This window comes from Mucilaginibacter sp. P4_A11 (genome assembly GCF_056402535.1).
On the sequence record NZ_JBFUHE010000009.1, the window covers coordinates 140,160 to 161,142 of the forward strand.

Sequence of the window (20,983 nt, forward strand, 5' to 3'; positions counted from 1 at the left end):
CTTTTTTTATCGTAAAAAGGGGGTGTTAAAGCCGTAGATTTACATTTGTGCGGCTATGGAAAGATGTTTTCATTATTTCCCCCGTATTTGAAATTTATATCTGAATGAAATTTAAATTAAGGCTATTGCTGCTATTGTTATTAATAGTAACAACCGGTTTTGGTTTTTATATATACCAACGCTATTCGTTTGAGAAAAGGCACCCCTTTGTGCCCGAAAAGAAGCATAAAAATGATGCTTTAAGAGTGGGGATCATTGGCGATAGCTGGGCCACCGGGATAACCATAGATACCATTATAAGGGATGAGTTTTCAAAACGGGGCATCAGTACAGAAGTGATCTCGTTTGGGCAACCCGAAGCTAAAACCAAACAGATCTACGATAACTTATATGCTAACCCGGAACAGCCTTATTCCAGCAACGAAATTCTGCACCATAACCTTGATTACTGCATTATTTTGGCCGGTACCAGTGATGCTGAGGGTGAAATGGGCGCCAAGTTTTATGCATACTATTGCTCGCTGATCATTAGCGATCTGGCCCGTAACAACATTGAACCTGTGTTTGTAACCATGCCGGAGTTTGGCTTTAAAGAAGAAACAGACAGCCTTGATATCCTGAAGAAGGTACGCAATGAGGTTTCGTCCCTGCTGATTGATAATGGTAACACCCGGAGCTTGGATGGATATCGGAAACAGGCAAACGAAATGCTGAAAGATACCCATCTGAATGATTCGACCATTGTTGTGCCATTTAATTTAGTGTGCGACGATTACGAAAAACATAAGATATTGTACCGGAACAGCGGGCACCTTTCAACCGCTGGCAAACAAAAAATGGGCCGCCTGATCGTTGAGTATATTTTGGAAAAGGAAAAAGCCGCGAAAAGGAACCCGCTCAATACCAATATTGTCGAATCAGGGCAGGCGAAGAAAAACAAACGGGCCTGATTACTTACCTGAGGGCATTGCTTCCAGTTTTTTAATATCCCTGTAAACAATATAAAGCGGCATGATCCCGAAAATGCCAAAGCAGCAGTCGATAAACCGCCAGTAAACAGGGATGCCGCGGATAGGCCCTGCTATAAAGGCCAGCGGAAATACCATTATGCAGGCAATCATGCCAAACTCAATCACCCAAATGTTTTTAACCGGATCTTTCAGCGGACCAACAAATGCCATAGCAATAACCAGGTGACCAAAAGCCAGCCAATCAGTACCGTAGGCCAGGTAAGGATAGTTTTGGTTGGTAGTTTTTACCGCGAGATACACGTTGGTTATCCAGCTCTGCATAAATTCAGGAAATATGGCTGAATGATTTGCGAAGAAAGCAAGTTCAGTTTCGATAGGGAATGCGGTTACGCCGCTTAATATCAGCCCTATGATAAATACAATTACCCAGTTTTTTATTTTTTTGCGAAGTTCAGGTTCGGTTTTCATAACCCTGGCAAGGTAAGAAATTTATGGATTGCGGGTGTCTCGCAAAGGCGCTAGGACGCAAAGATTTTAGGTAGTGAGTGGGAAATTTAACTCGCGTCCGTTTTTAACAAGTGCGTGACTCGGGAAGGCAAAAACTATGTCATTGCGAGAACGAAACGGAAATGAGCCCGGGTGCGACGCGGCAATCGCATACTACACAGGGCGGATATGCTTCCAAGCGATTGCCACGCTACGCTCGCAATGACCCTTTTTCACCATTAAAACTGAGTAGAGGCATTTAGGAGATTAGCGTGCTGCGCAATACTTCCTGATAAAATTATCGGCTTTATCGCTGCCAATGTTGCGGATAAAAGTCCAGTCATGGCAGGCGCCTTCTTTGTCGCCTTGTTTAAATTTTTCGCTGGCCTGGCTTAGTACATCGTTTATGAAATCGTCATCGTAGCCAAGCTGTTTTTTGAGGTTGATGATGATAGCCTCTTTGGAGGTATCGGCCTTGCCTTTGTATTTATTGATGTAGTAATTGGTAACGGCATTTTCAAGTTCCTGCTGGGCTTTATAGCTGGCAATGGCGCTTTGCATATCACGGATATTTGCAGGCCCGCAACGTGCCGGGTCGGGGTCAAAGCGGATGGGTTGAACAATTGTGGTTTTAAGATTGTATCCTGCCGGGATTGCCCATTGGCCCGAGGTAAGTTTAATAACCCTCAAAGCCTCATCGTCCAGATCAATGCCGGGGCCATCCTGCACTTTAGCATCATGTACCACACCGTCTTTATCAATCATGAATGAAACATTGATACTGCCCGAAATGCAGTTTTGCCGCGAGTATTCAGGGTAGATGATCTTAGCCTTCAGAAAGTCATTAAGTGCCTGCTGTCCGCCTTTAAATGCAGGTTGCTGGGCAAATGAATTGCCTACGGTAAAAATGATCAATGCGATATGGAAGTACAGCTCTTTAAGCATAGTATAAATATCGACAATAAATTGGGGATTATGTTTGGGAATTTTATTGGGTGGGAGTACGAAAAAATCGTCATTGCGAGGTACAAAGCAATCGCGAACTGTGCAGGGCGGATTTGCGCAGCCCCTCTACATGTAGGGGATTATTAATAGTTATAATTTGTTTTTTATAGGTATTAATGAGCTCCCGTTGTTCGGTTGTCTTCGTACCTTATAATGATGTAATCGTAACGCGTTGATTATTAAATGTGTTTTCAAAGTCGATTTTCTAACGTGGGCGTTGCCTCCGGCCCGGGCTTTTCGTTACAAGTCCTCGCCTTTCCTGCCCGCATTCCCTTCACGCGCTGTGGGCTTTACACTGCAATCCCTAACGCGCCCCCTCACAAAATCCCTAAAACATATTTTACACGTCATCACAATTTTTTCCAGGGATTCCCTGATTGTTACTCGCAATGACGGGTAGAGATAAAGCTGTTGCTATATCCTTACCCCACATTCACCGCATCCGGAAACCTCAATATCAACCCCGGATCGGGGATATTCTTTTGCCAGATCTCTTTTTCTGAAAATTTGCCAACGCCGGGATAATCGCCCTTTTTACCTTCCATATCAAACATCAGCTGGAAATGCAGGTGTGGTGGCCAGTGGCCGTTTTCATTAGAATTGCCAAAAGTTGCAATCTGCTGGTTCTTAAATACGGGCTTGCCTGTAGGCATGCCTTCTAAACTTGTTCGGCTTAAATGGCCGTAAAGGCTGTACAAGGTTAGACCATCCAGATTGTGCTGTAAGATAATGGTTGGCCCGTAATCACCAATGTTGTTGTTATCGTAGTAGCTGTGCACAACGCCATCAAGCGGGGCGTATACAGGCGTGCCTGCATCGCACCAGATATCAACACCTAAATGCAGACGCCGGGGCTCATCATCAGTATCAAAATGGCTGCTGAAAGCATAAATGGTGCGGTGCTCCATGTACCCGCCAATGCCGTAACGGCAATTGTTGTTACGCAGTTTATCGCTAACCAATTGGTTAAACAGCCAGGGTTTGTTAATAACCTCTGCCGTCAACTCCTTATTGGCGGCAGTAAGGTCAAAATGATAAAGGCGGTCATGATCTGCATCAAAATCAACCACTTTGCCAATGGCTTCGGGATGATTGTTGATGTAATTAGCAAACAGCGCGTGCCGGTCCATCAGTGGGTATTAGTTTTCTTCGGTATCGGGCTGGCGTTCCTCTTTGCTGATCTTATCAAAGATCTTGTCCATACGTTCAACGTATTCGCTGGTATCATCAACAAAAAATTCTAGCTGCGGGATAATCCTTACCTGGTCTTTAATGCGCGCGCCCAGTTTATACCTGATTTCGGAAGCATGCGATTTGATGGTATGCAACGCGGTTTGCACATTGGGGTTACCTAAAAAGCTTAAAAATATACGGGCTATGGCCAAATCGGGCGTTACGCGTACCTTGGTGATAGTTATCAGGGTATTAGGCAAATAATTCATGCCTTCGCGCTGAAAAATAGTTGCAAGGTCTTCCTGTATTACTCCGGCAAATTTTTGCTGACGTTTTGATTCCATTGGTTGTTAGTTAACGCCGATAAGGCAGATGAGTATTTAATGCTTAATGCAAAAGCCTAAGTTATTGTTTTAGGCTTTTATTAACAATGGCGGCAGGGTGTTAATTACAAACGTCCTGCGGAATTTCTTTGGTTATTTTTACTACTTTTTTTACAACTATGGTGCTGTCATATTCTGACCCCATCCCTGCTTTGCCCGATTTGGCTTTGATGCCTTCAACTTCTACATAAACAGGTTCGTATGGTTTTTCGAAGTTGAGCTGTGAATACTGCAATTCAAGCTGGGCCGAACTGTCAACGGCCCAAAACTCCTGCCCGCTGTCGCAATCTTTAAATGATTTTATTTCGGGGCCGGCGCTGTATAAGCCTTTATAAAGCGTAACCTGCTCATTTTTATGGGCATCATTATTACATGCGTAAACAGTAATAACAATCAGCAGCAAAACAAAAACTTTGATATACCTCATACCCATCCGGCAAATTTACAAATCCTGTTTGATTTCATCCAATCCTTTAATACTTAAACGGGCGCTGATGCCGGCCGCTATTACCGAAATCCCTCCAACGGTCAGGAGCACGAGGCCAAAATCCTTAATTTTAAGATCGATGGGGTATGAGTCCAGTACTGTCATTTTAGCCCCCATTTTTATCCAGCCGTAATGCTGCTGCAACACACAAAAAATGGTGCCCAGTGCTATCCCAATGACACAGCCGATTGCAGTGATCATCATCCCCTCAAAAAAGAAGATCCCCTGGATCATGCTTTTATTGGCCCCCAGTCCGCTTAAGATGGCAATATCCTTGCGCTTATCGATAACCAGCATGGTTAACGAGCCAATGATATTAAATATTGCGATGATCAGTACAAAGGTAAGGATCATGTAAACGGCCCAGCTTTCGTAATTAAGTGTTTTGTACAATTCGCTGTTTTGTTCCTTACGGTTTTTTACGGTGAAATCCTTCCCTATTTTATCCTGGATCTCTTTTTGCATGGCATCGATGTTGGTGCCACGTTTAAAATTAAGCTGGAGAGAAGATACGTTTACTGGCTGGTCGAGCAGGTCACGGGCAAACTCAATTGGGGTTACGGTTATATCGTCAAACTCCTGTTGTATGGCAAATACGCCCGATGGATTAATACTGCGGACAACAAATTCGTTCAAAGGATTGGCCGAGTTCTCCGCATCGCGCCGGGGCGAGAATATCTGTATGGGCGAAAGCTCGTCATGTACATTAACGCCCAGGTTTCCCTGTATGGTGGCCCCAATTACAGCAAAATTCTGGTTCCCGCTTTTAAGCGTAAACGAGCCGCTGGCTATGGTACTATCGAGCTGCGGATTTCTTAAAAAATCATCGCTTACGCCCATTACCGTGCCTAAAAAGGGTTTATCGCCATACTTGATCAGGGCTTTTTCCTGCAGCACTTCGGTAAATGAAAATACATGGGCATCTTTATGTAATGAAGCAAAGTAAGGCGTATTGGGGTTGAAGGTTTTGCCCAGTTTGGCTTCTATCTTTATTTCGGGTGTAAAGTTGCTGTATAACGAAAGGATAACCTTTTCAAAACCATTGAACACCGAAAGAATAATGAGCAAAGCCGCGCTGCCGATAAGCACCCCCAGCATGGAAATACCCGAAATGATATTGATAGCATGCATTTTTTTACCCGAGAACAGGTACCGCTTTGCTATGTAAATGGAGGTGTTCAATTGTGTTGGGGGTTATACGTTCAGGTTTTGCTTATGCTTGATAAAACGTTGCTAAGCTTTTAACTAAGTTAAAAACGGATTGTTTTGTTTTTCGTAGCCGATGGTAGTTTCGGGGCCGTGGCCGGGATAAACGGTAACATCATCGGGCAGGGTAAACAGTTTTGTTTCGATGTTATCGATCAGCTGGGTAAAGTTACCTCCCGGCAAATCCGTACGACCAATACTTTGCCTGAACAGTACATCTCCCCCTATCAGGACCTTAGCCTCTTTATCATAAAAACACAAATGCGCAGGAGAATGGCCCGGCGCAAAGATCAGATGCAGCGTAGTATTGCCGAAATGGATAGTGCCTGTTTCTGGCAAAAACTCATCGGGCATGGGCGATACATCATAACGGAAACCCATAGAGGGCGCATAAGCAACCACAGCTGCCAGTACTTCTGACTCGCCGATGTGGAAACGGGGCTTAAGGCCGTACTGATCAAACACAAATTTATTACCCAGTACATGGTCAATGTGGCAATGGGTATTGAGCAGCATAACGGGCTTCAGGTTATTGCTTTTGATGAAATTGACAACCGTGTTTTGCTCTGGCGCTGTATACATGCCCGGGTCAATGATCATGCATTCGCCGGTTTCATCGTACAAAATATAGGTATTTTCCTGGTAAGGGTTATTTACAAATGATATAACTTTTGCCATGCGGTAAAAGTACGGAATAAATTGATTGGGTGTTTCGGAATAAGATTTAGAGATCGTCATTGCGAGGCACGAAGCAATCGCGAACTATACAGAGCGGCTCTGCCAATCGGGGATTGCTTCGTGCCTCGCAATGACGGCCTCTATAAAGGGCTTCAATAAAATAACCTAAGCCGCTGTCGCATCCTCAATCAATTCCACCTCGGCTACCGGGCTAAACAGATAAATCCTCCGCGTAGCTACTTCAGTACATTTAAACCGTTTACGCAGCTTTTCATCCTTGCGGAACACCCGTCCATCCTTTAACTTAAATAAAGCTTTAAGCGGGATCTTTTCGACTGTTAAAATTGCTTCCGATTCTTTTGGCGGATCGTATTTGCGCAGTGAGCGGTACAGGTTAAGATCTGAACAGCTTGAGGCCGCCGGGTTATCCAGGTATTTTATAATGGCCTTTTTAACATCGGCCGGAAAAATTTCCTTTTCAAAAAATGGCTGCATCATTTTTTTGAAATTGTTTTTCCACTCCGTTCCGTGGGGTTTGGCTTTTTGCTTATGCTCGTTCCATGTATGCAGGTGCGCAAACTCATGTACGGTGGTCACCAAAAAAGCATAAGGGTTAAGATCATAATTCACCGAGATGCGGTGCCCTTTGCCGCCATAAGGTGAACGATAATCGCCAAACTTACTGTTGCGGTTGCGCGAAATTTTAAATTCGCATTTGAAGTAGTCGATCCACCGGGCAATAAGCGGGGCTGCTTCTGCCGGTAAATATTTCTCTAAAACTTTTACTTTATCCAATTTTTACCTCAATACAAATATAAGGTTTTTGTAGCTTATTGTTGATAGGTCACGGATCACGTCCTCTTTTGTTATTGTTCTATGACTTAAGCAAAGTTTAAACTTCGGGTACTGCTAAAATTTTTTTGGCATGCACAGTCAACTATGACCACGCTACCTTTCCCCTTCCTTCTTCTTCACCTCCTTAGTCATCTTCAAAGTTAAAAACAACAGCAATCCTAATGAAGCTATGATCGCAACCCAAATCAATACCGTATAATCTTTTCCGGCCGGTTTAGCAGTTACGGCGTAGTCTGTGTTTTTAATAACAGCCTCGTGTTTTATAACGGGCGTATTCCCCCTGATGCTATCAGCAAAAAACTTTAGATCATATTCCGGTGCCTGTGCCAGGGAGTCTCCCACCAGGAACTGGTAGGTTTGCTTAGCCTCCAAATAACTGATCAGGTATTCGTCGGATTGCCAGGCTTTTATCTCGCCGATGCTCAGCGGTTGGTTATCGCCATTGCTTATCTCTATCAGCAGGTGGCTGGTTTTAGCAGCTATCAGCAGATCGGGGGTTTTATCTGATGACAGTTCGGCTTCACTAAGCAATTCTTTGCCGTTATTCACAAATTGATAAACCGCAACGCCGCGTTTATAGTACCTCGGCGCGCTGACGTTGAGGTGCAGCCTGTTTACCTGGTATTTATCATTCAACTTTACATCAATGTAGGTAGTTTTATTGCTGTCCGCACGGATAATGTTTACAGGCGCAATGACAATATAACTTTGGGCTGCCGATGCGTATTCGGTATAAATACCGGCCTGTAAAAATTTAACCGGGTTTTTGTTCTTGTCGTTTACCTGGATTTTAAGGTATCGGTAATTACTTGCCGGGAAGGATAGTGATTGCAGATAAGTGCCTTCACTGTTTTGTACAGCTTCCTGTAGCGGAATATCTTCCTGTATGGCAAACCACTGGTTCTGATCGTCACTGCCCAGCAGGTTCACTTTACGTTTTACAGCGGTGTTTTGCAACCTGATCCAGAGGCGGTCAAGCACCAGTCCGGTTTTATTTTCGATAATGAAAACGGTGCTGGTATCGGTTTTAGGGGCATTGGTTATCTCCGGAAAAACAACAAAGCTTTTCTGGCTTTTTTGCGGGAGACTACCTGCCTGGATGTAAGGCACAAAATTACCTTTCGCATCTGCAATGCGAATATCCGACAGATCAGGTTTGGCCTTTGCTACCAACGCCGGTTGCAAGCCAATGCGGTAAAATCCGGTGCTGTCAATTTGTTGCAGCGGGGCTTTATATTTAAAGTTTTTTTGTGCTGATGCCGGTAATATCACCCCGCAAAGCAGCAGTATAAAAAGTGTTAGCCTATTCATTTTTTTTAGCTTCATCATCGGCAATGGATTTTTTTGCTGTTCGCTGGTACATAAACGCCACAATTAGGAGCAGTACCCCCAAACAAAAGAAAGCAGCTATTTTACCCCAAACCGGGATGTTTTTGATATCGAACAAAAATAGTTTTAATAAGGTAAGCGAGAAAAGCGTTAACGATGCAACTCGCATTATCCGCAGCTTATACCGCATCCCCAGCCACATCAGTGCGAAGGAAAGCAGTCCCCATAATACAGGCAGACCGGTTTTTACATACACGGTTTCTATTTGATCAATAGGGTTTGCTTTGCTGAAGAATAGCAGGTTGCTCATCAGGCTTACCTCAAAGCTTAAAAACAAAACAACACCGGCGCTCAATAACCAGGTGAATACTTTTTTCAGGCCCTCGTCCATATTTTGCTGGCACAGGCGGATCACCCTGTAAAACAGCAAGCCCGTAAATACCGCCCCAATCCAATGTGCAATAAAATGACTTGTTGATGGTTTACCGCCCTCGAGCATTAAATGCTGCAGTGAATAGTATTGCGGTGTAAGTACCAGGTAAACAATTACACAGATGAGCAGGATGGTAAGTTTCACGCCACCGGCAAAATTGATTACCTCTATTTTAGATGATATTGTGTAATAAATAAATACAAACACAGGTGTATAAACCATTACGTATAAAATATTAAGCCCGGTATCCGGGTAATGGTTAAGGAACTGGTGGTTGATCTCCAGCAGGCCGCTTAAAAATAAAAGTACAAGTGCCGCTACCCCAAAAAGTTGTTCGGTAAAAACTTCAGTATGGTCCTGTTTGGTTGCGTCCCTTTTAACCAATACCGAAAGTAAAAATGAACTGATGGCAGCGAATACCGTGGTTATAAACCCTTTATTAGCTATTATGGTGAGGCTTTCGCTATAGTTTAAATAGGTTTGGTACAGGTCCATTGATAAACTTAGCAACATGGCTATCCATAAAAAAACGGATGTAAATTTCATCAATTGTATACCCGAGCGCAGGTATAACCAGTAAAGCAGCACCGTTTCCGACGCCCAGAAAATAGTAATGTTATTGCCGTGCAACTGAATAGGTGCAGCCAACGAAATAAAGGTTAGCGTAATACCAATAAGCAGGTACAAAATATTGGTATCCACCTTACGATTGCGGAACAGAACGAATGATAGCACCAGGTTCACTACAGCCAAACTCACGCAAAACAAGCCGCGGTATTGCTCATCATGCATCATGGTTAACAGGTACAGTCCGGCAGCAAAATACAGCCCTGTATTAATAAGCAGGATGCTGAAATCGGATGCTATGAATTTCTTGTTCTCCCGCACGTTGTTAGCTATGTTGATAACAAAATAAAGCGCGTAAAAAATGCTGGCGTAAATAAAACCGAAATGATAGGTAGCCGGTGTAAGTGTATACAGTACGGTTGAAAAAACAATTACCGTAAAACCGAACGATACTATATTGAGTATCCGCCAAGCTTTATAATAAGCAATAATGAGCAGGCCGGTATTTAATATTAGCAGGTAAATGAACAGCGCATTGTAATTGGCGCTGCCGTTACTTACCATAAAAGGACTGGCAAAGCCACCAACTAATGCAGTTACAGCTAATTCCTGCTTATCATATAATAAGGAAAGCAGCACCGCGAAAATGGTGATCACAATTAGAATGATGAACGCTGTTGTTTGATTAAACAAATGAAACTGCTGAAATGCCAGCGTTATGGTAAAGTAAAACACGGCCAAACCGCCGCCTACCAGCACTGAGCTGAATGCCTTATAACTGTTGCGGAGTGCATGTGCAACACCAATTAAAATGCCGCCGCAAACAATGCCTATACCTACGCGGCCAACCAAGCCTATCCAGTCATTATCGATAGCGTATTTTACAAAGAAACCGATGGCGAGTACCAGGATGGCTATACCTATTTTATTAATGAGGTTTTCGCCGATGAATTTCTCCAGATCGGGGTGGCGCTCAAAGAAGGATAGCCTTGGCTCAACTGGTTTTGCAGGCTCAAAATCACGGGTTTTTACTGGACGATTAATGATCGATAAATTATCCTCAATAATTTCTGGTTGCCTTTCAATTTTTGGCGGCGTAACAGGTTGCGGTTTTATTTCGGCCTCAACTGGTGGTTGCGGTTTTTCAACAGGAGGCTCAGGTATGATAGGAATAACCGGTGGCGCTGGGGTGATTGCCAGTGCAGGCTCTTCCGCTTTTTTAACGTCTTCGCTAACTATCCGGGTTATTTTTAGCTGCTCAACAAGACGCTTTAAATCGTGTATTTTAAGTTCAAGATCCCTGATCTTATTGTTTAAACTGCCCTTGTGGTTCAGCATCATTACAATGACAACCACTAATAAGACAACGGCTAATACATCCATAGTTTTAGGTTTGTAAAAAATAAAGATAATGGAATTATAAAATAATCTGCTATCGGGATAGATAACGATTAGTAAACCCTTTTAAAATGGGCCGATTTAATAGAAAGAATTTTTACACGAATTGATTTTCAAATCGGCCACAATTAATCTAATTACACGAATTTTTTATTGATGTCGATTTGAAATTCGTGTAATTAGATTAATTCGAAAAAATTCGTGTAAAAATTTCTATCTGTTTCTTCAAGAACCGAAAATAATAATCAGCCTTTAATTGTAATTTAGCTGTACAGGCAATTACTAACCACCTATAAACCGCACTATTTCATGAAGGCATTTTTTATACGCTGCGTTTTGGCATTTTTTCTTTTTACAACAGCATCCGCTTATGCGCAAACCATCAATCCGCCACTTTTAAAATACCAGTGGAAAGCATCATGGATCACCGTTCCTCAGGAACCGTTAAAAGATTACGGCGTTTATTACTTTAGAAAAAGCATCGAGCTTGCAGCTAAACCGGCCACCTTTATTGTTCATGTATCTGCCGATAACCGCTATAAACTTTATGTTAATCAAACACTGGTTTCATTAGGCCCGGCCCGCGGCGATACCTATTACTGGAATTATGAAACGGTCGATCTTGCTCCATATCTCCAGGCAGGCAAAAACCTGGTTGCAGCCGTAGTTTGGAACGATGGTGATTATCGTCCCGAAGCGCAGATCTCACTGCAAACAGGTTTCATTATGCAGGGTGACACCCCGGCCGAAGAGATCATCAACACCAATAAAACGTGGAAGTGCATCCAGGATAAATCATTTCAACCTATTACAGGTATCGGCTGGCATCCTTATTATGTTGCAGGTCCGGGTGAACGGATAGATCTGAACCAATCGGTAAAGGATTGGAATACCGCAGGGCTCGACGACAGTAGCTGGAAAAACGCTACCCGCATAGATAACGGAAACCCCAAAGGCGTAACCAACGCATTTGGCTGGATGTTGGTGCCATCATCAATACCCGCCATGGAAATGACCACACAAAGGATCCCGGTGTTAAGAAAGGCAGATGGTGTAAGTATTCCGTCTATATTCCCTGCAACTAAAACAGCTATTACTATTCCGGCCAATACCTCGGCTACGCTGTTACTTGATCAAACCTATTTAACCAACGCGTTTTTAACATTGAACTTCAGCAAGGGGAAAAATGCAGGTATCGGCATCAGTTATACCGAATCATTGTTTAAAACATTGACCGGCCCCGAAGGCACAGTTAAAGGTAACCGGAACGATGTGGATGGAAAAATCTTTGTTGGCAGGCGGGATAGTATTGTTTCCGATGGAGCCTCCGGTAATTCATTTACTACTTTAACATGGCGCACATTCAGGTATGTTGAGGTGAAAATAACCACCAAAGATGAGCCATTGGTTATTGACGATATTTACGGAACGTTCACCGGCTATCCGTTTAAAATGAATGCCAAACTGGAAACGCCCAATTCCGAAATGCAGCAGATGCTGGATATCGGCTGGCGCACCGCCCGCCTTTGCGCCGGTGAAACCTATACCGACTGCCCTTACTACGAGCAGCTACAATACGTAGGCGATACCCGCATTCAGGCACTTGTATCTTTTTATAACAGCGGCGACGACCGTCTGGTGCGCAATGCCATCAACCAGATGGATCATTCCCGCCTGGCCGAAGGGATCACGCTGAGCCGTCACCCTTCGTTCTCGCCGCAAATTATTTCCACCTTTTCATTATGGTATATCGGCATGCTGCACGATTATTGGATGTACCGGCCCGATAGTTTATTTATAAAGGATAAGCTGCCCGGCATGCGCGATGTGCTCAACTTTTTCAGCAAATACCAGCAGGCCGATGGCTCTTTAAAAGATACCCCTTACTGGACATTTGTTGACTGGGTGAACGACAAGGGCTGGGATTTTGGTCAGGCCCCTAAAAGCGCCAAAGGCACATCGGCAATATTAGACATGCAATTGATGTGGGCCTACCAGCAAGCTGCCGAAATGGAAGTAAAGATGGGGATGCCGGCATTCGCTGCAATGTATAAAGCCAAAGCCGCACAGCTAAAAATTGCCATCCAAAACAAATATTGGGATGCAGGGAAAAAGCTTTACGCCGACACAGAGGACAAACAATTGTTCTCTCAGCATACCAATTCCGTCGCGGTATTAGCAGGTATGGTGAACAGCCCGGCGGCACATGACATCAGCTTAAAACTATTGAATGATAGTACGCTCACCAAATGCACCATCTACTTTAAATATTACCTGCACCAGGCCATGGTAAAAGGCGGCCTGGGCGATGATTATTTAAACTGGCTCAATATCTGGAGGGATAATATTAAAGCGGGTTTAACCACCTGGGCCGAGATCTCCGACCTCGACCACAACCGTTCCGATTGCCATGCCTGGGGGGCAAGCCCTAATATCGAATTTTACCGCACTATATTAGGTGTGGATACTTACGCTCCGGGCTTCAGCAAAATTAAGATAGAGCCGCACCTTGGGCAGATCAAAAATATTAGCGGTGAAGTGCCGCATCCTAACGGAAAAGTTTATGCTAAATACCTGTTCGATAAAGGTAAATGGAACATCAATATTACCCTTCCAAAAAGCACATCGGGCATTTTTGTGTGGAAAGGGAAAACTTTTACGCTAAAAACAGGTAATAACAGTTTAATTATCTAAAAAATTAAGGAGGTTATTAACATTTTACCTTAATTACATTGATTTTGCCACGCATAAGTAAAATACTTTTAAAAATTGGTTTAGTAAATAAAAGCAGCGCTAACTTTACTTTTGTTGCTTAAGAGGGATAAATTGATTTTATCGCATTATTTAACAATTTGATATTATTAAAATGTGATATTTATGCGCTGGGAACTAAGGTTTTCACCAAATTGCTAACCAGCTAAATAAATTACGCTAAATGAAAAAAACACCATCCCAACTAAGGGTTCTCTCAATCGATATCGGTGGTTCACACATTAAAGCCACTATCCTGAATAAAAAAGGGGATTTAAAAATGGAGTACGATAAGATAGCGACTCCCGCTCCCGCAAATCCCGAAAATATCATAAAAGCTATCAACACACTTGTAAAGGATTTTCCGGCATATGATAAAATATCGGTTGGCTTTCCCGGGTATGTAAAAAACGGGATTGTTAAAACCGCCCCTAACCTGGGTACCGACTATTGGGCCGACGTTGATCTGAGCAAAAAACTCGAAAAAGCATTGGGCAAACCAACACAGGTAGTAAACGATGCCGATATGCAGGGCCTTGGCGTTGTTGCCGGCAAAGGCCTTGAAATGGTGATAACCCTGGGCACCGGCTTTGGTACCGCTTTGTTAATGGACGGTCATTTATTGCCCCACTTTGAGCTTGCCCACTTGCCGATAAAGGAAGGTATTACCTATGATAACTATATAGGTGAGAAGGCTTTGGAGAAAGAAGGCAAAGAGAAATGGAACAAACGCATGAAGAAGGTTTTCAAAATACTGAAAACTGTATTCAATTACGATACTTTATACATTGGCGGCGGCAATTCAGACGAGCTTACTTTTAAGCTTGATAAAAACATGAAAATAGTTACCAATGCCGATGGTATCAAAGGTGGGGCGAGGCTTTGGGTTAGCGAAGACGAAAGCAAAACCAAGCGCAAAATTGCGACCCCTACCGAATAAATTAAAAACTAACACTAATCTACAATACCTGACAAATAAAATGGAAAGCAAACAAGACATAGAAAAATTGGCGATAGATACCGTGAGGGTATTAGCTGCCGATGCCGTGCAAAAAGCAAATTCAGGCCACCCTGGTACAGCAATGGCGCTGGCGCCGATGGGCCACGTTTTATGGACCAAGTTCCTGAACTATAACCCTAAAAACCCTGATTGGGCAAACCGCGACAGGTTTATCCTTTCGGCAGGCCATGCTTGTATTTTACAGTACAACTTTTTGTATTTAACCGGCTATGATCTTTCTTTAGATGATATCAAAAAATTTCGCCAGCTGAACAGCAAAACCGCCGGTCACCCGGAATATGGTTTGGCTCCGGGCATTGAAGTAACTACCGGTCCGCTGGGGCAGGGTTTTGCCAATGCTGTAGGTTTTGCCATCGCGCAAAAACATTTAGCTGCTCGTTACAACAAGCCAGGTTTTGAGCTGTTCAACTACAATATTTACACTATTTGCAGTGATGGTGATTTGATGGAAGGTGTAACTTCTGAAGCTGCATCGTTAGCAGGTCATCTGCAATTGGGTAACCTCATCTATTTATATGATGATAACCACATTTCCATTGAAGGCAGCACAGATATTGCTTTTAATGAAGATGTAAGCGCCCGTTTCCGCGCATACGGCTGGCACGTACAGGACCTTACCGATGTTAATGATACCCATGCGCTTGAATTGGCTTTGATCAATGCTAAATCTGAAACTCAGAAGCCATCGTTTATCCGTGTTCGTTCGCTGATTGCTTATGGTAGCCCTAATAAATCGGGTACTGCAGGTTCACACGGTTCGCCGCTGGGTGGTGACGAAATTAAACTGGTAAAACAGTTCTTCGGTTTCGATCCTGATAAATCATTCAACGTATCTGACGAAGTATTGGATTACTACCATACCAAAGGTGCACGCGGGGCTGCTGTTGAAGAAAAATGGAACAAATTATTTGCCGATTATAAAGCGAAATTCCCTGAATTAGCTGCCGAATATGAACTGGCTGCCAGCGGTGAATTACCTGCAGGCTGGAAAGATAAATTGCCGGTATTTAAAGGTTCAGACCCTAAAATGGCAACCCGCCAGGCATCAGGCAAAGTATTGAACGCAATCGCTCCGGCATTGCCAAACCTGATCGGTGGCGCGGCCGATCTTGCCCCATCTACAGAAACCAACCTGAAAGAGTACGATTCATTTACATCAGAAAATCGCGCAGGCCGCAACTTCCACTTCGGTATCCGTGAGCATGCTATGGGTTCGGCTTTAAATGGTATGGCTTTAACCAAAGGTTTGTTACCTTTCGGTGCTACATTCCTGATGTTCTCGGAATATATGCGCCCGCCAATCCGTTTGGCTGCCATCATGAAAATAAACCCGATCTTCGTTTATACCCACGATAGTATCGGTTTAGGTGAGGATGGCACTACCCACCAGCCTATTGAGCAACTGGCTTCTTTACGTTCGATACCAAACTTAACCGTGATCCGCCCGGCTGATGCCAACGAAAGTGCACATGCATGGCGCGTTGCTATCGAGAAAAAAGGCGGCCCAACTGTGCTGATCTTTACCCGCCAGGGTTTACCTATCCTTGACCAGGATAAATATGGCAAAGCCGAAAACCTGGAAAAAGGTGCTTATGTGCTTTCTGAAGGCAGTAAAGGCCCTGATCTGATCCTGATCGCTACTGGTTCGGAAGTTGCATTGATCATGGATGCACAGGCTAAATTGGAAGCTGAAGGTATCTCAACCCGCGTGGTAAGTATGCCATCATGGGAGCTGTTTGAAAAACAGGATGCGGCTTACAAAGAGTCGGTATTCCCGAAAGCAAGCAAAAAACGTTTAGCTGTTGAAATGGCGTCGCCAATGGGCTGGCATAAATATATTACCGACGAAGGCGACATGCTGGGCATGACCACCTTTGGGGAATCAGCCCCTGCCGAAGACCTTTACAAACACTTCGGTTTCACTGTTGATAACGTTGTTAAAAAAGCAAAAGCATTATTATAGTGAGTAGTGAATAGTGAGCGGTGAGTAGTTGTCTATTCACCACTCACCACTCACCGCTCTCCATTCACCAAAAAATGAACTGGAACAGCAACCTGATAAATAACCTGGAGTGGGCCGATAAGATCATCAACATCGAAGGCAAACAAAAGGTAGCTGCCGAAATTGCAGCAAAAGTTAAGGATGGCGATATTATAGGTGTTGGCTCAGGTTCAACATCATACCTGGCCCTGGTGGCTATCGCCCAAAGGGTGAAAGACGAAAAACTAAATGTGAAGGCTATCCCTACTTCGGTGGAGCTTTCTATGTTTTGCGCCAAATTAGGCTTGCCGGTAACAACGCTGTATGAATATAAACCCGACTGGCTTTTTGACGGTGCAGATGAGGTTGACCCTGATAAAAGTCTGATCAAAGGGCGCGGAGGGGCCATGTTCAAAGAGAAGTTGCTCATAAGCTCAAGTGCGGTTAGTTATATCATAGTCGACGAATCAAAAATGGTTGATAAGTTAGGCTCGAAATTTCCTGTGCCTATTGAGGTTTTCCCGCAGGCCCTGCCTTATGTGGAAAAGGAGTTGAAAAGCCTGGGAGCTACCGAATTGACCATCCGTCCGGCAAAAGGTAAGGACGGCCCGATAATTTCAGAAAATGGCAACCTGGTATTGGATTGCAAATTTGATGAGATCGGTAAAAGTTTTGAAAGAGATATTAAATCGATAACAGGAGTAATTGAGAGCGGACTTTTTATTGGCTTTGATGTGAATATTATCATGGCCTCAAATAGTTAGGTTTAGCCTTAAGTTTGAAGTCTTTGGCTCGAAATCATAAAGAAAATGAGACTTTTGACTTACTACTGAAACTAAAAACGGGCATTTACTGCTAAAAACCGGGGACTTAACCAGGATATGTTAACAAAGTATGATATAAATCTTACAATTGCCGGCATTCTTATTAAGAACTTTACATAACAGACCGATTTGGTAGCAATTTTTACTACCTTCATCGCGCTTTTAACAAAATAATTAACAAACAAAAAAACAAACCCTATTATGGCAACTAATAACGTAGCGCAGATACATGGTTTTGGTCAGAGTATCTGGCTTGATTTTATTGACCGTGAGATCATTTCTTCAGGAAAACTTAAACAATTAATTGACGTTGACGGCGTACGCGGCGTTACTTCAAATCCTGCAATTTTTGAAAAAGCTATCAGCAGCAGTTCTGATTATGATGCTGATATCGCTGCACTTAAATCTGAAAGCGATAACGAAAAGCTGTTTTTTGAAATAGCTGTTAAAGATATCCAGGCTGCTGCCGACCTGTTTAAAGGTGTTTACGAAGAATCAAACAAAGTTGATGGTTATGTGAGCCTTGAAGTTTCTCCATTCCTTGCTTTAGATACCGAAGGTACTGCTAAACAAGCCGAAGAACTTTGGAAAAAAGTTGACCGTGAAAACGTAATGATCAAGATCCCTGGTACTAAACCGGGTTTGGCGGCTATTCAGCAATCAATTGCAAAAGGTATCAACATCAACGTAACCCTGCTGTTTGGTTTAGAGCGTTATGAAGAAGTAACTGAAGCCTACATTGCAGGTCTGGAAGAGCATTTAGCTGCAGGTCATAAGATTGCCCATATTGCATCAGTAGCCAGTTTCTTCCTGAGCCGTATTGATGTTGTTGTTGATCCTATTATCGAAGCAAAAGGCGAAAAAGAGCTGTATGGCGAGGTCGCAATCGCGTCAGCTAAAAAAGCTTACGAAATTTACAAAAGGGTATTCAGCGGCGAAAGGTGGCAAAAACTTGCCGACCAGGGTGCACAGCCACAGCGTTTGCTATGGGCAAGTACCGGCAGCAAAAACCCTGCATTTAAAGATACCAAATACGTTGAGGCACTGATTGGCCCGGATACCGTTGATACCGTTCCTTTGGAAACTGTTGAAGCTTTCCGTGATCACGGTGTTGCTGCTAACACTTTAGAAGCCGGTTTAGATAAAGCTACCGAGATCTTAGCTAAACTACCTTCTTTGGGTATCGACCTTGCTGCTGTAACCCAGCAATTAGAAGATGAAGGCATCGAGAAATTCAACAAGCCATTTGAAAAGCTGTTGAGCGCAATCGAAGCACAGAAAAACAAGTAATAAGTTCTGAGTCGGAAGGCTTAAGGTCTAAGTAAGGATTTTTTGTTTTTACGTAGACCTTAAGACTCCGGACTTACGACTAATCATAAAAATATACCTATGGAAGTTGCTGATCTGAAGATCCTTTTTTTTGACGTGGGCGGCATTTTGCTGTCGAACGGATGGGGCCACGAAGCCCGTGAAGAAGCGGCTAAAAGGTTTAACCTCGACTATGATGAGGTTAACGCCCTGCACAATTTTATTTTCAACGTATATGAAATTGGCAGCATCACGCTTGACGAATATCTTGATACGGTGATATTTAACCACCCGAGAGATTTTGTACGCGAAGATTTTAAGGAGTTCATCTATTCTACATCGGTTGAATTGCCTATGCTGCAATTTTTGAAGGAGTGGAAAAAAGATTGCGGCTTCCGTATTATTTCGCTTAATAATGAAGGTAAGGAGCTGAACGACTACCGGGTACGCAAGTTTAAACTGCATGAGTGTTTTGATGCATTTGTATCATCATGCGAAGTAAAAATGCGTAAACCTGATCCCGGTATTTGGCAATTAGCTATGGGTATAGCCCTGGCATCGCCGCAGCAATGCGTGTATTTTGACGACAGAAAAATGTTTGTTGATACCGCGCAAAAACTGGGCATCCGCTCGTTCCAGCATACCAGCCTCGAAAGCACAAAGAAAATTTTAGAAACTCTTAAAAAAGAAAACCTCAAAAAATGAGCGCAACAGAAAACAAATACGCTTTTGGCATGATAGGCCTGGGTGTTATGGGTCGCAGCCTGCTGCTGAACATGGCCGATCATGGCTTCGCGGTTGCCGGACACGATAAAGATACCGGTAAAGTAGATTCATTGAACCAGGAAGCTGGTGACAGGGACGCTAAAGGCTTTTCAGATGTTAAGGAATTTATTCAAAGCTTAACCACGCCAAGGGCTATCATGATGTTAGTGCCGGCCGGTAAAATTGTTGATGCTGTAATTGAGGAATTAACCCCGTTATTGGAAAAAGGCGATATCCTGATTGACGGCGGTAACTCGCACTTTACCGATACCAACCGTCGTGTTGAGGAGCTGGAGGCTAAAGGCCTGCATTTCTTCGGCATGGGTGTATCAGGCGGTGAAGAGGGTGCCCGCCGCGGCCCAAGCATGATGCCGGGTGGCGATAAGGATGCTTACGCTGTAATGAAACCTATTTTTGAAGCCATTGCTGCTAAAGTTAACGGCGAGCCTTGTGTTACTTACATTGGCCCTGGCGCATCAGGCCACTTTGTTAAAATGGTACACAACGGCATCGAGTACGGTATCATGCAGGTAATTGCCGAAACTTATGAGATCCTGAAAAAAGGCTTAAAGTTAGGTAATGACGAAATAGGCGACTTGTTCACTAAATGGAACGAAGGCCGTTTACAGTCATTCCTGTTAGATATCACCAAAGATATTTTCAAATACAAAGCTCCGGGTACCGATCATTTATTGTTAGATGATATTAAGGACGAAGCTAAGGCTAAAGGTACCGGTAAATGGACATCGCAGGTGGCTATGGACCTGGTAACTCCTATCCCAACCATCGATACATCAGTATCAATGCGCGATCTTTCAAAATACAAGTCACTGCGCGAAAAAGCTTCAACTCTTTATAATGATCCAATCGATTTGAAAGGTGATAAAGAAGAGTTATTGGTTGCTTTAGAGCAGGCGTTCTATTTTACCAGCATCGTTACTTACGCTCAGGGTATGCACCTGCTTACCAAAGCATCTGAAGAGTACAAATATGATCTTCATTTAGGCGAAATTGCCAAGATCTGGAGAGGCGGCTGTATCATCCGTTCAGAGTTTTTGAATGACATTTACAACGCTTACAGCAAAGACCAGCAATTACCGCACCTGTTGCTTGACAGCGACGTACAGGCCCTGGTTGCAGGAACTTTACCGGGTATCAGGAAAGTATTATCGGCTACTATTGCTGCCGGTGTTGCTGCTCCTGGCTACGCTTCGGCATTAAGCTATTTCGATGCCTTCCGCAGCGAAAGGATGCCTTCAAACTTAACCCAGGCTCAACGCGATTACTTTGGCGCGCATACTTACGAGCTTATTGGTAAAGAAGGTACTTTCCATACACAATGGGCTCCTGCAAACGATTAAT

At 43.5% G+C, this 20,983-nt stretch carries 18 protein-coding genes; 8 read left to right on the forward strand and 10 right to left on the reverse strand.

What is annotated here, in order from left to right; all coding sequences use genetic code 11:
* Positions 1–104: 104 nt before the first annotated feature.
* Positions 105–950: a hypothetical protein gene (locus AC1DUD_RS18415; RefSeq protein WP_477376990.1), complete on the forward strand. Its 846-nt coding sequence runs from the start codon at positions 105–107 to the stop codon at positions 948–950.
* Here the strand turns inward: AC1DUD_RS18415 and AC1DUD_RS18420 are convergent, their stop codons facing one another.
* From AC1DUD_RS18420 to AC1DUD_RS18465, 10 genes are all read right to left on the reverse strand, one after another.
* Positions 951–1,439, reverse strand: coding sequence for a hypothetical protein (locus AC1DUD_RS18420; RefSeq protein WP_477376992.1), 489 nt, complete (start codon positions 1,437–1,439; stop codon positions 951–953). It abuts the gene before it with no gap.
* Positions 1,440–1,724: 285 nt separating this feature from the next.
* A complete protein-coding gene (locus AC1DUD_RS18425) occupies positions 1,725–2,402 on the reverse strand; it encodes an energy transducer TonB (protein WP_477376994.1) in 678 nt (225 codons plus the stop codon).
* Positions 2,403–2,884: 482 nt separating this feature from the next.
* The gene (locus tag AC1DUD_RS18430; RefSeq protein WP_477376996.1) at positions 2,885–3,592 is read right to left on the reverse strand and encodes a peptidoglycan DD-metalloendopeptidase family protein; all 708 of its coding nucleotides are present in this window, start codon (positions 3,590–3,592) and stop codon (positions 2,885–2,887) included.
* 9 nt (positions 3,593–3,601) lie between these two features.
* Positions 3,602–3,979, reverse strand: coding sequence for a 30S ribosome-binding factor RbfA (rbfA, locus tag AC1DUD_RS18435; protein ID WP_091210067.1), 378 nt, complete (start codon positions 3,977–3,979; stop codon positions 3,602–3,604).
* A gap of 100 nt (positions 3,980–4,079) precedes the next feature.
* Entirely contained in the window at positions 4,080–4,445 is a 366-nt protein-coding gene (locus tag AC1DUD_RS18440; protein WP_477376999.1) for a hypothetical protein, read from the reverse strand.
* A gap of 15 nt (positions 4,446–4,460) precedes the next feature.
* Positions 4,461–5,687 carry an FtsX-like permease family protein gene (locus AC1DUD_RS18445; RefSeq protein ID WP_477377000.1) on the reverse strand — a complete coding sequence of 409 codons (1,227 nt, stop codon included), beginning with the start codon at positions 5,685–5,687 and terminating at the stop codon, positions 4,461–4,463.
* A gap of 63 nt (positions 5,688–5,750) precedes the next feature.
* On the reverse strand, positions 5,751–6,389 hold the full coding sequence (locus AC1DUD_RS18450) for an MBL fold metallo-hydrolase (RefSeq protein WP_477377002.1): 639 nt from the start codon (positions 6,387–6,389) through the stop codon (positions 5,751–5,753).
* A gap of 165 nt (positions 6,390–6,554) precedes the next feature.
* On the reverse strand, positions 6,555–7,184 hold the full coding sequence (locus AC1DUD_RS18455) for a SprT-like domain-containing protein (protein WP_477377004.1): 630 nt from the start codon (positions 7,182–7,184) through the stop codon (positions 6,555–6,557).
* Positions 7,185–7,337: 153 nt separating this feature from the next.
* Positions 7,338–8,555 carry a hypothetical protein gene (locus tag AC1DUD_RS18460; RefSeq protein ID WP_477377006.1) on the reverse strand — a complete coding sequence of 406 codons (1,218 nt, stop codon included), beginning with the start codon at positions 8,553–8,555 and terminating at the stop codon, positions 7,338–7,340.
* On the reverse strand, positions 8,548–10,956 hold the full coding sequence (locus AC1DUD_RS18465) for a DUF2339 domain-containing protein (RefSeq protein WP_477377008.1): 2,409 nt from the start codon (positions 10,954–10,956) through the stop codon (positions 8,548–8,550). The genes AC1DUD_RS18460 and AC1DUD_RS18465 overlap by 8 nt, the downstream gene beginning before the upstream one ends.
* A gap of 324 nt (positions 10,957–11,280) precedes the next feature.
* Here AC1DUD_RS18465 and AC1DUD_RS18470 point away from each other — a divergent pair, with 324 nt between their 5' ends.
* The 7 genes from AC1DUD_RS18470 to gndA all read left to right on the forward strand — a co-directional run bounded on the left by AC1DUD_RS18470 (position 11,281) and on the right by gndA (position 20,982).
* Positions 11,281–13,665 (forward strand): alpha-L-rhamnosidase-related protein, encoded by a 2,385-nt coding sequence (locus AC1DUD_RS18470; RefSeq protein ID WP_477377010.1) that lies wholly within the window; start codon positions 11,281–11,283, stop codon positions 13,663–13,665.
* 241 nt (positions 13,666–13,906) lie between these two features.
* Entirely contained in the window at positions 13,907–14,662 is a 756-nt protein-coding gene (locus tag AC1DUD_RS18475) for an ROK family protein (protein WP_477377012.1), read from the forward strand.
* A gap of 40 nt (positions 14,663–14,702) precedes the next feature.
* Complete coding sequence (tkt, locus tag AC1DUD_RS18480) at positions 14,703–16,706, forward strand: transketolase (protein ID WP_477377014.1); 2,004 nt, start codon at positions 14,703–14,705, stop codon at positions 16,704–16,706.
* A 74-nt stretch (positions 16,707–16,780) separates the two neighbouring features.
* Positions 16,781–17,488 carry a ribose 5-phosphate isomerase A gene (gene rpiA / locus AC1DUD_RS18485; protein WP_477377016.1) on the forward strand — a complete coding sequence of 236 codons (708 nt, stop codon included), beginning with the start codon at positions 16,781–16,783 and terminating at the stop codon, positions 17,486–17,488.
* 261 nt (positions 17,489–17,749) lie between these two features.
* The gene (gene tal / locus AC1DUD_RS18490; RefSeq protein ID WP_477377018.1) at positions 17,750–18,838 is read left to right on the forward strand and encodes a transaldolase; all 1,089 of its coding nucleotides are present in this window, start codon (positions 17,750–17,752) and stop codon (positions 18,836–18,838) included.
* Positions 18,839–18,937: 99 nt separating this feature from the next.
* The gene (locus AC1DUD_RS18495) at positions 18,938–19,561 is read left to right on the forward strand and encodes an HAD family hydrolase (RefSeq protein WP_330861885.1); all 624 of its coding nucleotides are present in this window, start codon (positions 18,938–18,940) and stop codon (positions 19,559–19,561) included.
* Complete coding sequence (gene gndA / locus AC1DUD_RS18500) at positions 19,558–20,982, forward strand: NADP-dependent phosphogluconate dehydrogenase (RefSeq protein ID WP_477377021.1); 1,425 nt, start codon at positions 19,558–19,560, stop codon at positions 20,980–20,982. The genes AC1DUD_RS18495 and gndA overlap by 4 nt, the downstream gene beginning before the upstream one ends.
* Position 20,983 lies beyond the last annotated feature (1 nt).

Excerpts from the sequence above, each read along its gene's own strand:
- AC1DUD_RS18420 (WP_477376992.1), bottom strand. The coding sequence starts at position 1,439 with ATGAAAACCGAACCTGAACTTCGCAAAAAAATAAAAAACTGGGTAATT.
- AC1DUD_RS18465 (WP_477377008.1), bottom strand. The coding sequence starts at position 10,956 with ATGGATGTATTAGCCGTTGTCTTATTAGTGGTTGTCATTGTAATGATG.
- AC1DUD_RS18425 (WP_477376994.1), bottom strand. The coding sequence starts at position 2,402 with ATGCTTAAAGAGCTGTACTTCCATATCGCATTGATCATTTTTACCGTA.
- AC1DUD_RS18475 (WP_477377012.1), top strand. The coding sequence starts at position 13,907 with ATGAAAAAAACACCATCCCAACTAAGGGTTCTCTCAATCGATATCGGT.
- AC1DUD_RS18415 (WP_477376990.1), top strand. The coding sequence starts at position 105 with ATGAAATTTAAATTAAGGCTATTGCTGCTATTGTTATTAATAGTAACA.
- AC1DUD_RS18450 (WP_477377002.1), bottom strand. The coding sequence starts at position 6,389 with ATGGCAAAAGTTATATCATTTGTAAATAACCCTTACCAGGAAAATACC.
- AC1DUD_RS18495 (WP_330861885.1), top strand. The coding sequence starts at position 18,938 with ATGGAAGTTGCTGATCTGAAGATCCTTTTTTTTGACGTGGGCGGCATT.
- AC1DUD_RS18440 (WP_477376999.1), bottom strand. The coding sequence starts at position 4,445 with ATGAGGTATATCAAAGTTTTTGTTTTGCTGCTGATTGTTATTACTGTT.
- tkt (WP_477377014.1), top strand. The coding sequence starts at position 14,703 with ATGGAAAGCAAACAAGACATAGAAAAATTGGCGATAGATACCGTGAGG.
- tal (WP_477377018.1), top strand. The coding sequence starts at position 17,750 with ATGGCAACTAATAACGTAGCGCAGATACATGGTTTTGGTCAGAGTATC.
- AC1DUD_RS18430 (WP_477376996.1), bottom strand. The coding sequence starts at position 3,592 with ATGGACCGGCACGCGCTGTTTGCTAATTACATCAACAATCATCCCGAA.
- AC1DUD_RS18460 (WP_477377006.1), bottom strand. The coding sequence starts at position 8,555 with ATGAATAGGCTAACACTTTTTATACTGCTGCTTTGCGGGGTGATATTA.
- gndA (WP_477377021.1), top strand. The coding sequence starts at position 19,558 with ATGAGCGCAACAGAAAACAAATACGCTTTTGGCATGATAGGCCTGGGT.
- rpiA (WP_477377016.1), top strand. The coding sequence starts at position 16,781 with ATGAACTGGAACAGCAACCTGATAAATAACCTGGAGTGGGCCGATAAG.
- AC1DUD_RS18470 (WP_477377010.1), top strand. The coding sequence starts at position 11,281 with ATGAAGGCATTTTTTATACGCTGCGTTTTGGCATTTTTTCTTTTTACA.
- rbfA (WP_091210067.1), bottom strand. The coding sequence starts at position 3,979 with ATGGAATCAAAACGTCAGCAAAAATTTGCCGGAGTAATACAGGAAGAC.